The organism is Streptomyces sp. ME19-01-6 (assembly GCF_033793745.1).
GTDB lineage: Bacteria > Actinomycetota > Actinomycetes > Streptomycetales > Streptomycetaceae > Streptomyces.
This window is the reverse complement of the sequence record NZ_JARAXF010000024.1, coordinates 22,811-35,742: the sequence shown is the minus strand read 5'-3', so window position 1 is coordinate 35,742 and position 12,932 is coordinate 22,811. Positions and strand designations below refer to the sequence as shown.

14 protein-coding genes and 1 riboswitch are annotated in these 12,932 nt (G+C 71.5%); of the genes, 7 read left to right on the top strand and 7 right to left on the bottom strand.

Annotation, left to right across the window (positions count from 1 at the left end):
* Positions 1-134 precede the first annotated feature (134 nt).
* Together PV419_RS37415 and PV419_RS37410 are read right to left on the bottom strand one after the other, a co-directional pair.
* A complete protein-coding gene (locus tag PV419_RS37415; RefSeq protein ID WP_319696626.1) occupies positions 135-674 on the bottom strand; it encodes a hypothetical protein in 540 nt (179 codons plus the stop codon).
* 257 nt (positions 675-931) lie between these two features.
* A complete protein-coding gene (locus PV419_RS37410) occupies positions 932-1,405 on the bottom strand; it encodes a hypothetical protein (RefSeq protein ID WP_319696624.1) in 474 nt (157 codons plus the stop codon).
* Positions 1,406-1,844: 439 nt separating this feature from the next.
* On the opposite strand from PV419_RS37410, the gene PV419_RS37405 reads away from it, so the two are divergent.
* The 4 genes from PV419_RS37405 (at position 1,845) to PV419_RS37390 (ending at position 6,744) form a co-directional block, all read left to right on the top strand.
* Entirely contained in the window at positions 1,845-2,627 is a 783-nt protein-coding gene (locus PV419_RS37405; protein WP_319696623.1) for a DUF6227 family protein, read from the top strand.
* Positions 2,628-2,918: 291 nt separating this feature from the next.
* On the top strand, positions 2,919-4,067 hold the full coding sequence (locus tag PV419_RS37400) for a PP2C family protein-serine/threonine phosphatase (RefSeq protein WP_319696621.1): 1,149 nt from the start codon (positions 2,919-2,921) through the stop codon (positions 4,065-4,067).
* A 200-nt stretch (positions 4,068-4,267) separates the two neighbouring features.
* Positions 4,268-4,418: riboswitch (cyclic di-AMP (ydaO/yuaA leader) on the top strand.
* Positions 4,419-4,429: 11 nt separating this feature from the next.
* Positions 4,430-5,575, top strand: a complete 1,146-nt coding sequence (locus tag PV419_RS37395) for a M23 family metallopeptidase (protein WP_319696620.1) — start codon at positions 4,430-4,432, stop codon at positions 5,573-5,575.
* A 191-nt stretch (positions 5,576-5,766) separates the two neighbouring features.
* Positions 5,767-6,744 (top strand): aldo/keto reductase, encoded by a 978-nt coding sequence (locus tag PV419_RS37390; RefSeq protein WP_319696619.1) that lies wholly within the window; start codon positions 5,767-5,769, stop codon positions 6,742-6,744.
* 95 nt (positions 6,745-6,839) lie between these two features.
* On the opposite strand, the gene PV419_RS37385 is transcribed toward PV419_RS37390, so the two are convergent.
* The 3 genes from PV419_RS37385 to PV419_RS37375 form a co-directional block, all read right to left on the bottom strand.
* Positions 6,840-7,157 (bottom strand): hypothetical protein, encoded by a 318-nt coding sequence (locus PV419_RS37385; RefSeq protein ID WP_319696617.1) that lies wholly within the window; start codon positions 7,155-7,157, stop codon positions 6,840-6,842.
* Between the two features lie 130 nt (positions 7,158-7,287).
* Complete coding sequence (locus PV419_RS37380; protein ID WP_319696616.1) at positions 7,288-7,767, bottom strand: hypothetical protein; 480 nt, start codon at positions 7,765-7,767, stop codon at positions 7,288-7,290.
* A 134-nt stretch (positions 7,768-7,901) separates the two neighbouring features.
* Positions 7,902-8,342, bottom strand: coding sequence for a hypothetical protein (locus tag PV419_RS37375; protein ID WP_319696614.1), 441 nt, complete (start codon positions 8,340-8,342; stop codon positions 7,902-7,904).
* Positions 8,343-8,495: 153 nt separating this feature from the next.
* Between PV419_RS37375 and PV419_RS37370 the strand changes: the two genes are divergently transcribed.
* Both PV419_RS37370 and PV419_RS37365 read left to right on the top strand, forming a co-directional pair.
* Positions 8,496-9,755, top strand: a complete 1,260-nt coding sequence (locus tag PV419_RS37370) for a sensor histidine kinase (RefSeq protein WP_319696612.1) — start codon at positions 8,496-8,498, stop codon at positions 9,753-9,755.
* On the top strand, positions 9,740-10,396 hold the full coding sequence (locus PV419_RS37365; RefSeq protein WP_319696610.1) for a response regulator transcription factor: 657 nt from the start codon (positions 9,740-9,742) through the stop codon (positions 10,394-10,396). The genes PV419_RS37370 and PV419_RS37365 overlap by 16 nt, the downstream gene beginning before the upstream one ends.
* Before the next feature lie 25 nt (positions 10,397-10,421).
* On the opposite strand, the gene PV419_RS37360 is transcribed toward PV419_RS37365, so the two are convergent.
* Entirely contained in the window at positions 10,422-10,832 is a 411-nt protein-coding gene (locus PV419_RS37360; RefSeq protein ID WP_319696608.1) for a nuclear transport factor 2 family protein, read from the bottom strand.
* A gap of 54 nt (positions 10,833-10,886) precedes the next feature.
* Positions 10,887-11,807, bottom strand: a complete 921-nt coding sequence (locus tag PV419_RS37355; protein ID WP_319696606.1) for a zinc-binding dehydrogenase — start codon at positions 11,805-11,807, stop codon at positions 10,887-10,889.
* Positions 11,808-11,961: 154 nt separating this feature from the next.
* On the opposite strand from PV419_RS37355, the gene PV419_RS37350 reads away from it, so the two are divergent.
* On the top strand, positions 11,962-12,912 hold the full coding sequence (locus PV419_RS37350) for a LysR family transcriptional regulator (RefSeq protein ID WP_319696604.1): 951 nt from the start codon (positions 11,962-11,964) through the stop codon (positions 12,910-12,912).
* The last annotated feature ends 20 nt before the right edge of the window (positions 12,913-12,932 follow it).

The following is a 12,932-nucleotide window of genomic DNA, read 5'->3' as shown; positions in this document are numbered from 1 at the left end:
ATCCGGGGTCGTCCGTAGCTTCACCCGTCCGTCGCAGTAAGGCTATCTTCGCCCTGATCCCTTGCCGTTCCGGGATATCGGCTCGGCCCCCGGCGGGAGTTGCCGCCGGGGGCCGATGCGAAGCGATCAGAAAGTCAACGACTGGAGCTGCTCCTGCCGTTGCCGTTGCTGTCGCCATCGCCGGCTCCGGACAGGTTGGCGCAGTTGGTTTCTTGGGTGACCTTGGGGCCAGGGGCCAGCGGCGAGATCGTGATGTCTCCGATGGTGGATCTGGTCTCGCACTTGTTGCTCTGCCGCAGCGCACCGCCGGTCTTGCTGTAGTTGATGCAGTTGGTCCGGCTGGTGATATCGCCTGCCGGGGCGAGGCCCGGGTTGATGGTGATGGACCCGATGGTGGAGGTGTGCCGGCAGCGGTTGCTCTGCTCCAGGACCCCCGATTCGCTGTAGTTCACACAGTTGGTCTCGGTTGTGACGTCGCCGGCGGGAGCCAGGCCAACGATCCTGATGGGGCCGATGGTGGAGGTGGTGTCGCAGCGGTTTTTCTGACTGCCTTGACCTCCCGGCGCTGACGTGGTGCCCGAGTCGTTGTCGGTGGCGCCGGCGCTGCCCGCGCCGCCGATGGTCAGCGCACCCACGGCTGCCAGAAGCAACGCCGTCCTCTTGCGCCTGTGCATAAAGCCTCCAAGTGAGTTCTCGACGGTTATCCGCGAACATCTGACTAACGAGGGCAGGCGGCGATGGACCCTCGACTCGACGCACCTCTACCCGTCCGGCGCATTAGGGACATCGTCGGCCCGCGCCGACCGTTCGATTTCCCCGCGCAACGCCAAGGCGGCCCCGGACGAGGTGGTGTCCGGGGCCGCGATGGAAGCCACAGAGGCGTTCACCCTGCTTTCCTCAATCCGGGGTGCGGAGTGAGGTCGGCTTGGGGTCAGCCGCCGTAGCCGCCACGGTGGCCGCTGCTGTAGCTGCCGTAGCCGCTGTGGCTGTCGCTGCGGCCTTCGTCGCTGCGGGGTTCGCTGTAGTTGCTGTTGTAGCCGCTGCTGGCGGAGCGGACGCTGGTGGTCGCCTTGGGGTAGGAGATGTTGGAGCAGGCGCTGCCGACGGAGATGTCTCCTGTGGAGCCGAGTCCGGAGACGGGGACGATCTGCCCAACAGAGGTGTCACAGTCGTTGCTCTGGTAGGCGGCGCCGCCGTAGTCAACGTTGGTGCAGGGGGCGCCGATGACGATGTCGCCCGCCGGGGCCGCGACGGCGGGGGCGGCGATGGCGCCGACGCTCACGTCACAGCTGTTGCTCTGGTAGCCGCCGCCGCCACCGCTGTAGGCGGACGCGCCGCCGGCACCGACGAGCACCATCGTGCCGGTGGCCGCGGCCATGAGGGCTGCCTTCGTTACGATGTTCACTTAATTCCTCCCGGGTGTCTGCCGCGGAATCGCGGATATCCACGTCAACGAAGAAAATCTGTAAAAGCTTCGGGTTGGCTTTCACCTTCACTCGTCCGGCATAATTGGTCGCCCTTTTGCCTCGCTCGCCTTGCGGCTTCCCGCAAGGAATCCGGCCGGTTGGGCTCCAGGTGACGGGCGAGCGGGAAGGCTCTTAAGCGAAATGCGAAAGGGGCCCGTCAACCCCACGCGGGACCGGAATCCCCCCGTCCGGGTTGTTCGACGGGCCGAACGAGTGATATATCCGGGCGTCCCGGCGCAGGAGTGAGTAAGGCTCGGCCCACAGACGGCTTCGCCCGAACCGCACGCGCGGCCTGTGTTCGCGCCGCTACGGTAAGTGCGCGAGAAGAGTCGCCGGGGGGACGGCGAGCGGACGGCCGGGAGGCGGGAGGAGACAGGCATGGGGCATTCACGAGCGGGCGCGGGTGGCGGCGGCACGCCGGCCGAACACCTGGAAGGGCTTCTCGCCCGCGCGCAGAACGGTTTCGAGATCGACGAGGCGGTGCTGGGCCGGGCCGGCGACGCCTTGATGCACCAGTCCGAGCTGCGCTCCTGCCGGCAGTGCAACGAGCCCTTGGGCCCGCTCGGCTACAGCACCTACCGCCACATCTTCCTGCTCCCCGACGGCAGCAGCCTGCTGCTGTGGGAGCTGGAGCACAACACCGGCCAGGACCGCCGTCCGCTCTTCGAGCTCTACGCCGACGAGGACGCCCTGGCCCTGGCGGAGCGCCGGGTGCACGAGCGGATCGGCGGCGCCCGCTGGGACGAGCTGGAGGGGTTACCGCTCTGGCTGCCGGAGCAACTGCTGCACGCCGTCGCGCCGGTGGAGACCCCGCGCGCGTACGTGTCCGACAACTCGGCCGACCACGCCCGCCGCGTCCTGCGCCGCGCGGAGAACCCCGACCGGCCTGGGCCGGACACCGAGCAGCTGCTCGCCACGGCGTTCGCCCATGACATCGCGCTGGCTCCGAAGCCGCGCCGCCGCCCCGGCGGCCCCGACGCCACCTGGTGCCGCTTCTATGAGCACGCGTTCCTCCTGGCCGGCGGGGACGAGATCGTCCTGTGGGAGCTGGAGCACAACCTGACCGCCGACGGGCGGCTGGTGTGCGAGGTGTATCTCGACGAGGTCTCCGCCGAGCTGGCGGCGGACCGCCACGCCCGCGCGCTCGGCGTCGACCTCTGACGCACCCACCTGGCCCACACCGACTCGCCCGACGCCCCGTCACCCGGGAGCCTGGTGAGGGCGGCGAGAGCGGACCAGGGGAAAGCGAGAGCGACCGGTGCGGGTGCGAGGGAGCAGGGCTCGTTCGGGCGCCCGTACGAGTGCCCGGGTGAGTGTCCGTACGAGTGCCTGTACGCGGGCCCGTACGAGCCCGCGCATGAGACGGCGTCCAAGGCCATGAGGCGGCGTACGAGACCGCGTGCGCCCCGGCACGGGCAACCGCGCGCGGACTCGCGCCGCGCGGGCGAGGAGATGCCCAGAAGCATCGCCGGCCGCCGCCTCGCGCCCTGGCTCCCCGGCGTGGTGATCGTGGGCGGGGTCGTCTTCGACACCACCACCCCGGCCGCCTACACCGCCGCCCCCTTCCTCGCCGCCGCCCCGCTGGTCGCCGCCTCGTTCCACCCGCTGCGGCTGACCGCCCTCACCGCGGCCGTTGCCGTCGCCGCCGCCTGTCTGCTGGCCGAGTTCCACGGCGTCAGGGACTGGGTCCAGTCGGCCGCCGAGATCGCCACCGTCGTGACGGTCGCCCTGCTGGCCCTCCTCATCAACCGTGTCGTCCGCCGCGGCGACCGAAGGCTGGCCTCGGCGCGCGGCATCGCGGAGGCGGCCCAGCGCGCCGTACTGCCCGTGCCGCCGGCCCGCCTGGCCGGCCTGGACGTCGCGGCCCGCTATGTGGCGGCCGAGCAGGACGCCGCGATCGGCGGCGACCTGTACGCCGTGCAGGACACCCCGCACGGCGTACGGATGGTCATCGGCGACGTACGGGGCAAGGGGCTGGGGTCGGTCGAGTTGGTCGCCATCATCATCGGCGCCTTCCGGGAGGCCGCCGAGCAGGAGGCCACGCTGGAGGGGCTCGCGCTGCGGCTGGAGCGGGCGCTGCAGCGCGAGCGGGCCCGGCGGGCCGACATCGAGCAGGCCGAGGGGTTCATCACGGCGGTGCTGGCCGAGATCCCCCGCGGCGACTCCCTGCTCCGCATGATCAACCGCGGCCACCCGTCGCCGCTGCTGCTGGACGGGGAGGGCTCGGTGCGCCCCGCCGACCCCGAGATGCCGGCGCTGCCGCTGGGGATGGGCGACCTGGGGGCGTGGCCGGACCGGGTGGAGGAGCTGCCGTTCGCGGAGGGGGTGACCCTGCTGCTGTTCACCGACGGGGTGAGCGAGGCGCGCGACGCGCACGGCACGTTCTACGACCCGGCGGTCCGGCTGCGCGGCCGCCGCTTCGCCGGACCAGTGGAACTGCTCGACGCGTTGGTGGGGGATGTGGAGCGGCATACGGGCGGCGGGACCGCGGACGACATGGCGCTGCTGGCGCTGTGCCGGACCTCGGTGACGACGGGCGCGGACCATGAACAGGCCACCACGCTGACACGCTCCGTAGTGGAACATGATCCCTCCGGATAACAATTGACGCACGATCGGTTCGAGGGTGTTTCCGAGTGTGCTCAGGGTGCTGTCGACTTGCCCCCTTGCGTCCCGTGTTGGGCGTTAAGTTCACCTCAAAGGTTCCTCTGATTCCCGGGAACTGCTTGGAATCAGGTCACGCTCTCTATTAACGTTCGATAACGCAGCGCGGTCGTTACAGCCGTCGCAAGAGGCGGCACCGTGCGCCGTCGCCGAATCCCGTACGCACAGCAACACCAAGGGAACCGGGGAACCACCAACCTTGGGGTGAATCGGGTCGAACCTGACCCGTAGGAGACCTTCCTGCTCCGAACCCGTCAGCTAACCCGGTAGGCGAGAGGGAAGGAAAGGAGTGCGCCCGCGTGGCGTCCAACAGGTCTGCCCTTGAAGAAGCTCCGTCCCGCACATCCGGCGCCGGAGCGGGGACAGCCACCCGCTACGGCTCCTGGTTCGAACCGGCCGCCGAGGCGAGGGCCGACCAGGACACCGAGACGTGGGACGAGTGGAATCCCACTGAGGAATCCATAGCCCCGGTGCGCGGTCGGCACCGCGTCGCCAAGCAGCGCGGCGGCACGATGGCGCGCAGCGGCGCCGTCCTCGGCGTCGGCGTGATCGCGGCGGTCGGCGCGGGCGGGATGGCGAGCGCCAAGGACCGCCCCAAGGCCCCCATATCCATGCCGGACCTCGCCCACGTCGCCGACAAGGTGCGGGACGTCCTCCCCGACGCGGAGGACCTGCCCGGCATCGGCTCGCTGCTGTCGGACTCAGGCTCCGGCGACTCCTCGACCTCCGCGGCCGCCCCCCTCTCCCAGGCGGGCCTGACCTCCGAGGACGAGGCGAACGGCGCCACCGACGCGGGCGAGGCGCTGCGCGCCCGCATCCTGCAGCAGGCCGAGAACCAGCAGAACGCCGCCGACGAGTCGCAGCGCGTGGCCGCGGCCGACGCGGCCGCCACGAAGGCCGCCGCCGCTGCCAAGAAGGCCGCCGACGCGGAGGACAAGCGGCAGGCCGAGGCCGAGGCCGAGAAGAAGGCCGCCGCGGCCGAGGCCAAGCGGAAGGCGGAGGAGGCGGCCCGGAAGAAGGCCGAGGCCGAGCGCCTGGCCAAGCTCGCCGCCCAGTACACCCTCCCCGTCGTCTCGTACACCCTGACCGCGTCCTTCGGCCAGGCCGGTGACATGTGGTCGGCCGACCACACCGGCCAGGACTTCGCCGCCCCGACCGGCACCCCGGTCAAGGCGGTGCACGGCGGTACGATCACCTCGGCCGGGTGGGCCGGTTCGTACGGCTACCGCATCGTGCTCAAGCTGAATGACGGCACCGAGCTCTGGTTCTGCCACCTGTCGTCGATGGTCCGTACGTCGGGCTCGGTGACGACGGGCGAGGTCATCGGCCGTGTCGGCGCCACCGGCAATGTGACCGGCCCGCACCTCCACTTGGAGGTCCGGCCGGGCGGTGGCAGCCCGATCGACCCGATGCCCTGGCTCCGCGACCACGGCCTGAACCCGTGACCGCCGCGACCCCCGTCCCCGTCCCCGTCCCCATCCCCGGCGACGTCGGACCGATGACCTGCTGACCGGGTCCCCATACCCCGGCGGCCTTGGCGCTCTCTCCCCCCTTGACGCCAGGGCCGCCGGTCTTTTTGCCGATCATTGCCCCGGACGCCGGAATACCCTGCTCCGCCACCGCGCTGAAACAACGCATGGCTGACACCAAGGACACCAAGGGCACCAAGCAGACCGACAACCGCAAGCGGATCGGCGACCTGTCCGTATCCCCGCTCTCCCTCGGCGGCAACGTCTTCGGCTGGACGGCTGACGAAGCCGAGTCCTTCGCCGTGCTCGACGCCTACGCGGCGGCAAACGGCAACTTCATCGACACCGCGGACGTCTACTCCGCGTGGGCGCCGGGCAACTCGGGCGGGGAGTCCGAGACCATCCTCGGTAACTGGTTCGCCTCCCGGGGCAACCGCTCCGGCATCGTCCTCGCGACCAAGGTGGGCGCCGGCGTCCCGACGCCCCGCGGCCTGTCCGCCGCGGCGATCAAGGCGGGCGTCGACGAGTCCCTGAAGCGCCTGCGCACCGACTACATCGATCTCTACTACACGCACTACGACGACACCTCGGTGCCGGTGGAGGAGATCATCTCCACGCTGGACGAGCTGGTGAAGGCGGGCAAGGTCCGCGAGATCGCGGCCTCCAACATCTCCGCCGAGCGCCTCGAGGCGTCCCTGGACTTCTCGGCGAAGGAGGACCTGGCCCGTTACGTGGCCCTGCAGCCGCACTACAACCTGGTCTCCCGCGACACCTTCGAGGGCCCGCTCGCCGACGTCGCCGCCCGCCACGGCGTGGCGACCGTCCCGTACTACTCCCTCGCGTCCGGCTTCCTCACCGGCAAGTACCGCCCCGGCGCCTCGGTCGACAGCGCCCGCGCCCAGGGCGCGGCCAAGCACCTGGAGACCGAGCGCGGCCAGAAGGTCCTCGCCGCCCTCGACGACGTGGCCGCGAACCACGGCGCCGAGCACGCGACGGTCGCCCTGGCCTGGCTGGCGGCCCAGCCCACGGTCGTGGCCCCGATCGCGAGCGCGCGCACGGTGGACCAGCTTCCGGCGCTGCTGGCGGTGGCGGACCTGAAGCTGACGCGGGAGGAGCTGGCGCTGCTGACGTCGGCAGCGGAGTAAGGGCTTCGCCGCTTATGCGTTTGTGGTGAGTATGAGACAGGGACACGCCGACGTCACGGCGTGTCCCTGTCTCATACTCACCACAAAGTGCGGGGCTAGGCGGCCGCTGCGACGCTCCGCCGGTCGGCAGCGGCCCAGGACGCGGCGGCGACCCCGCCGGCCACGGTGAGGACGGAGGGCCAGGCGCCCAACTTCTTGGCGAGCGGATGCGACCCGGCGAAGGCCGCGACGTACAGGCCGCTCAGCACCGCCGCCGTTCCGGTCCCCGCCTTCTGCTGCCACCCGCGCGCGGCCACGACCCCGGCCGCCGCCAGCGCCACCCCGCCCAGCTGCCGCTTCTTGGTCCAGCGCGCGACCCCGTACCCGCCGACGAGCCCGCCCGCGGCCACCACACCTGCCGGGATTCCGGCCATGACCTCTTACCTCCACTGTGAGGGTTTCTCCTTCCTCGACCCTATGTCCGGCCGGGCGGCCGTACGCGCCGATGGGGTCATGGCCAAGCACCGACTCTGCAACAGCGGTTTGCGGGTCGGCCGGGTGCGATTAGAACCTGCTCACACCCCAGCTGAGCACGGCCTGATTCCCGCTCCCCCCGGAGAGCCTGGTGCCGAAGGCCCCGCCGCCGTCGGAGTTGAAGCTGTTCATCCCGCCGTACGTGACGCCGAACGTCAGCCGGACCGTGTGCCCGTCGCGCCAGCTCGCGTCGCAGTGGTCGGCCGTGTACGCGACCCTGCCCGCGACCCCCCTGAGCGACCCTTCCCGCGACCGCGCCTTGAACAGGCCGTCCTGGCCCTTGTCGAGGTACGCCGGGGGCCGTGCGACGAATTCGCCCGACGTCAGCCCGTAGTCGGTCCGGGTGAGCCGACACCCCGTCGCATTGTGCATCCGCACCTCAAGCGCGCGGGCCCGCTCGTCCTCCTGAGCCCCGCCGCCGGCGGCCTGCGCGGAACCGCAGACGGCGAGCATGCCGACCAGCGCCCCCGGCGCAACGGTCGCGACCCAACGCGGCATCGATGTCTTCATGGCGGCCTCCTCCTTCATGGCACAGGTGGCCACCACCATGCCGACGCCCGCGTGGGCCCGGGCGGAACGACACGGCCCACTGATCCGCATGGAGCACCGCGGAGATCAGGTGGCAGCGGCCCGCACGCCGGCTCTCAGCGCACTTTGGGGAAGGCGGCGCGCAGTGCGGAGCCGCGGGTGATGAACGCGACTCGGACGATGGGCAGCACGCAGGCGACCTGCATCGCGGCGTACCACGGCGGGCAGACACCCGGGATCAGGTCGACGCCGATGATCGCGATCGGCATGACGACGGCGAGGGTGCTCACGCGCTCGAAGGCCCGTTGAGATCCGCGGGAAGCGGAGACGGTCATGCGGTGGATCAGCACGGCGACCACAGGCAGCAGGACTGCCCGGACCCACATGAAGGTGTTCACCATGTGACCAGTGCTCGATACCACGACGACCGGCAGGAGGGCGACGGCGCTGAGTGCGCCGTAAACCTTGATGCTGCTCCTCGCCGTCCCGAAGGCCCGCCGGGTGTGCGGATGGTCGAGGCGGCCGGCCCCTGCCGTGGTGTGCGTGTCGGTTTCCATGCTCTCCGACGCTACGAAGCGCTTGGCCGCCGCGATATCGGCCTGGACCCACGGGTGGGTGGGGCTAGCCCCACTCCCCGGCTGACCAGGGCAGGGGCGGCCTCCGCGCGGTGCACAGTGGGAAGCACCGGACGGAAGGCGAAGGAAGAGAACATGAGACAGCTGGGTTCGTGGGCGGCGCGCGCCGGCGTGGGGTTCGTACGGGCGTGCGCCGTGGCAATCGTCAGCATGCTGGTCCCGGCCGTGTGGGCCGCCGCCGTGGCGCTCGGGATCTGGTGGGGGCCGACAAACCCGTGGTCGTGGCTGGCGCCGTTCGTCTTGGTGTGCGCGGGCACGCTCGCCCTCTCCCGCCCGGTCTGCCGGATGGTCCGCTTCCTCGTCGCGAGGTGGACCGGCACCGTCATCCCCGCCGGATACCGGCAGGCCGGGCCGGTGACGCGGATGTCCACCGGCTACTGGTGGAACGGCTTCGGCTACGAACGCACCCGCCGCGACGCCCTCCTGGACCAGAAGTGGCGGGTCCGGTGGACCGACCCCGCCAACTGGCGCGACCTGCGGTTCGCGGTGACCGCGCCGCTCACCGCCGGCATGGCCGCGTCCCTCCCGCCGGCCGGGGCGGCCGCGGCGGCCCTCGGGCTCGGCCAGCCGGGGCCCGCCGCGCGCCTCACCGGGGCGCTCGGCCTGGTCGCGGCCGTCGCCGGCGCCCCGTACGCCTGGCGGCCCCTCGAGCCGGTGGCCGTCCGCTTCCTGCGCCCGTCACCCGCGATGGCGCTGGCGGACCGGGTGGACGAACTGACCGCCCAGCGCGCGGACACGACGGTCGTCCAGGCCGCCGAGATCCGCCGGATCGAACGGGACCTGCACGACGGGGCGCAGGCCCGCCTGGTCGCCCTCGGGCTCTCCCTGACGACCGCCGAGCTGCTGATGGAGACCGACCCCGACCAGGCCAGGGCACTGATGCGGGACGCACAGGCCGGCGCCACCGCCTCACTGGCCGAACTCCGCGACCTGATCCAGGGAATCAGCCCGCCGGTGCTGACCGAGCGAGGGCTCGTCGACGCCGTCCGCGCCCTCGCCCTGGACATCCCCCTCGACGTGACCGTCGACGCCGACGCCCCGCTGCGCCTGGACCCGCCGATCGAGTCCGCCGTCTACTTCGGCGTCGCCGAACTGCTGACCAACGCGGTCAGGCACGCCCACGCGTCCCGGGCGCGCGTCTGTCTCGCCCGCCACGACACCGACGTCATCGCCGAGGTCGAGGACGACGGCCGCGGCGGGGCCGACCTCCGGACCGGCGGCGGACTCACGGGACTGCGCCGCCGCCTCGCGGTCTTCGACGGCACCCTTGAGATCACCAGCCCGCCGGGCGGCCCCACCCGTGTGAAGATGGAGGTGCCATGCGAATCGTTGTAGCCGAAGACCTCTACCTCCTCCGCGACGGGATGGTCCGCCTGATCGAGGCATGCGGACACCAGGTGGTGGCAACGGCGGCCACCGGACCCGAGACGCTCGACGCGCTGCGGACCTGGCGCCCGGACGTCTCTGTCATCGACGTCCGCATGCCGCCGAACCAGTCGGACGAGGGCCTGCGGGCAGCCCTCGCCGCCCGCGGCGAGATGCCCGGACTGCCCGTCCTCATCCTCTCCCAGCACGTCGAGCAGCTGTACGCCCGCGAGCTCCTGGCCGACGGCTCCGGCGGCGTCGGCTACCTCCTCAAGGAGAGCGTGTTCGACGCCGAACAGTTCATCGGCGCCCTGGAGCGCGTCGCGGCCGGCGGAACCGCCATGGACCCGGCCGTCATCGCGAAACTCCTGTCCAACAGCTCCCCCACCCGGGGACTCGGGCGCCTCACCGAACGGGAGTACTCCGTGCTGGGCCTCATGGCCGAAGGCCTGTCCAACCGTGCCATCGGCCGCCGCCTCTTCCTCAGCGAGAGCGCCGTCAGCAAGTACACCACCTCCATGTTCGGCAAGCTCGGCATCGCCGACAACGACGACAGCAACCGCCGCGTCCGCGCCGTCCTCACCTACCTGAACAAGCCCGAGAACTCCTGACGAAACGACCTTCGGGCACGGGCCGTCAGAGGTGGTTCGGAAAGAGGGTCGCGGCCACGTGCTGGGTGTCGGCGTATTCGACGACGGAGGCGATCTTGCCGCCGCGAACCGTGTAGATGCCGATGCAGCGGTTGTCGTAGGTGCCGCCGTACACGGTCTTGGCCTTGGAGGTCCATTCGGCCACCACCCGGTCGCCCTCGGCGACCGTGCTGACCAGTGCGATCTCCAGGGTGCCGGGGACGAGGACCGGTCCCATGCCGCCGAGGAACTCGTTGATGATCGCGTCGCGGCCGTGCCACACCTTGGAAATGGGCAGGTCGCCCGGGTAGTGCCAGGTCGCGTCCGGGGAGAAGCTGTCGTGGATGACGTCGGCGTCGCCGTCGCGTACGGCCTCGATGTAGCGGATGACTACGGCCCTGGGGTCGGTGGTGGTCATGGTCGTGCTCCTTCGATGGTTCGGTCGGGGCAGGGTCAGGACGTCGGGGCAGGGTCAGGACAGGGTGAGGACGGCCTTGCCGCGGATGCGGCGCTCGCGCAGGTCGGTGAGGGCGGTCGCCGTATCGGCCCAATCCGTGACGCGGCCGATCTCGGGGTGCAGGCGGCCCTCGGCGGTCAGCCGGACGAGCGCGGCCAGGTCGGCGTCGAGGCGGGTGTCGGCGTCGAGGTAGTGGAAGTGGCGGATGACGGCCGATTCGGGCCCGGTGAAGAAGTCGAAGAAGTCGAGCGTCGCCGGTGTGCGGCTGGCCTGCCCGAACCAGATGAGCGTGCCACGCCTGGCAAGCCGCGCGAGCGCGACGGAGAGGGCCTGGCCGCCGGTCGACTCCAGCACGATGTCGTACGGGCCCCGGGCGTCGGCGACGTCGTGGACGATCTCGGCGGCGCCGAGTTCGGCAAGCCGGGCGCCGCGTTCGGCGTCCCTGGTCACCGCGGTGACCAGAGCCCCGGCGGCGGCCGCGAGTTCGGTGACGAAGTGGCCCACGCCTCCGGAGGCACCGGTCAGCAGAACCCGCCGGCCCAGCACCGGTCCGGCGGCGCGCAGCAGCCGCAGCGCGGTGAGCCCGGCCAGCGGCAGCGCCGCGCCCTGGAGCACGGAGACGCTGTCCGGCAGCTCGGTGAGCGCGTTGGTCGGCACCGCCACGTACTCCGCCCAGCCGCCTGCCATGGGGTGGCCGACGACCCGCGTGATCCCGGACGGCCCGCTGCCGTCGGCGGCCGGCTGCACCACCAGGCCCGCGATGTCCTTGCCGGGGCGCTCGCCGGGGGCGGGCTTCTCCAGTTTGAACGTCTCGCCCCGGTTGACCGAGAACGCCTCGACCTTCACCAGCGCCTCGTCGGGACGTGGCGTCGGCTCGGCGACGTCGGCGAGCACGACCGGCTCAGCGGGATCTCCGGTCGGTACGAAGGCTTTCATCGTGATCACCCCATCGGTGGCCTGGCCTTGGGCCATGCCGTGTTGTCGCTTGCTGTCGTCGCTTACGGGACCATCCGATCGCGCGCAGTGGCGGCCCGGCCAACAATCAAGCCCCCGGACCGACAACGCGGGGTTGTCGCATAAGGTCAGCGGCATGGACCTCGACCTCGCCCTGGTCCGCGCCTTTGTCGCGACCGCCGGGACACTGCACTTCGGGCGGGCCGCCGAAGAGCTGAACACCAGCCAGCAGGCGCTGTCCAAGCGCATCGCGCGGCTGGAGGAGTCGCTGGGCGTGCGGCTGTTCGAGCGCCAGGGCGGCATCCGGCTGAGCGAGGCGGGAGAGCGGTTCCTGCCGGCCGCGCGCGAGGCGCTGTCGGCGGGCGAGCGGGCGGTCGTGGCGGTGACCGGCGCTGGACCCGTCGTACGGATCGACACATGGGGTCATCTGTACGCGCCGATGCGCACGGTCGCCGAGGCGGTACAGGCGCTCGGCACGGTGCGGTGGGAGCCGGGCCCGGGACGCGACTGGCCCTCAGTCGCGCAGGCGCTGCTGCGCGGCGACACGGACCTGGGATTCGGCCGGGTGCACCCGCTGCCCGAGGGCCGGGACGCGGCACTCACTCAGCGGCTGGTGCGGCTGGAACCCGTCGACGTGGTGGTCAGCCCGTCCCACCCGCTGGCCGGCGCCGACGCGCTGCGCCCGGCCGACCTGCGCGACAGCGTCCTGTGGTGCCCGGCCGAATTGAACCGCCTGGACTTCCTGCGCCGCTTCGCCGACGAGTTCCGGATCACGCGGCGGCACGACGGCCCCAATCTGGGCCTGGACCACCTCGTCCAGCACCTGCGCACCGACCCCGAGGGCTTCACCGTCTTCCCCGCCGACGCGCCACTGCCGGACCACACGGGCCTGCGCTGTGTCCCGCTCGTCGAGCCGACACCGCTGTACGCGTGGTCGCTGGCCTGGCGGGAGTCCCCCCGCCACCCCCTGCTCGACACCTTGCTGCGCGGCTTCGCCGAAGCCGGCCGCACCCGGCGCTGGCTGGAGTACGAACCGCGGCGCGACTGGCTCCCCGACACCGACCATCCCAAACTCGCGGTCCGTTAGGCGCCGGTCGGCCTGTGGCT

Excerpts from the sequence above, each read along its gene's own strand:
- PV419_RS37415 (WP_319696626.1), bottom strand. The coding sequence starts at position 674 with ATGCACAGGCGCAAGAGGACGGCGTTGCTTCTGGCAGCCGTGGGTGCG.
- PV419_RS37405 (WP_319696623.1), top strand. The coding sequence starts at position 1,845 with ATGGGGCATTCACGAGCGGGCGCGGGTGGCGGCGGCACGCCGGCCGAA.
- PV419_RS37400 (WP_319696621.1), top strand. The coding sequence starts at position 2,919 with ATGCCCAGAAGCATCGCCGGCCGCCGCCTCGCGCCCTGGCTCCCCGGC.
- PV419_RS37390 (WP_319696619.1), top strand. The coding sequence starts at position 5,767 with ATGGCTGACACCAAGGACACCAAGGGCACCAAGCAGACCGACAACCGC.
- PV419_RS37385 (WP_319696617.1), bottom strand. The coding sequence starts at position 7,157 with ATGGCCGGAATCCCGGCAGGTGTGGTGGCCGCGGGCGGGCTCGTCGGC.
- PV419_RS37380 (WP_319696616.1), bottom strand. The coding sequence starts at position 7,767 with ATGAAGACATCGATGCCGCGTTGGGTCGCGACCGTTGCGCCGGGGGCG.
- PV419_RS37375 (WP_319696614.1), bottom strand. The coding sequence starts at position 8,342 with ATGGAAACCGACACGCACACCACGGCAGGGGCCGGCCGCCTCGACCAT.
- PV419_RS37370 (WP_319696612.1), top strand. The coding sequence starts at position 8,496 with ATGAGACAGCTGGGTTCGTGGGCGGCGCGCGCCGGCGTGGGGTTCGTA.
- PV419_RS37365 (WP_319696610.1), top strand. The coding sequence starts at position 9,740 with ATGCGAATCGTTGTAGCCGAAGACCTCTACCTCCTCCGCGACGGGATG.
- PV419_RS37360 (WP_319696608.1), bottom strand. The coding sequence starts at position 10,832 with ATGACCACCACCGACCCCAGGGCCGTAGTCATCCGCTACATCGAGGCC.
- PV419_RS37355 (WP_319696606.1), bottom strand. The coding sequence starts at position 11,807 with ATGAAAGCCTTCGTACCGACCGGAGATCCCGCTGAGCCGGTCGTGCTC.
- PV419_RS37350 (WP_319696604.1), top strand. The coding sequence starts at position 11,962 with ATGGACCTCGACCTCGCCCTGGTCCGCGCCTTTGTCGCGACCGCCGGG.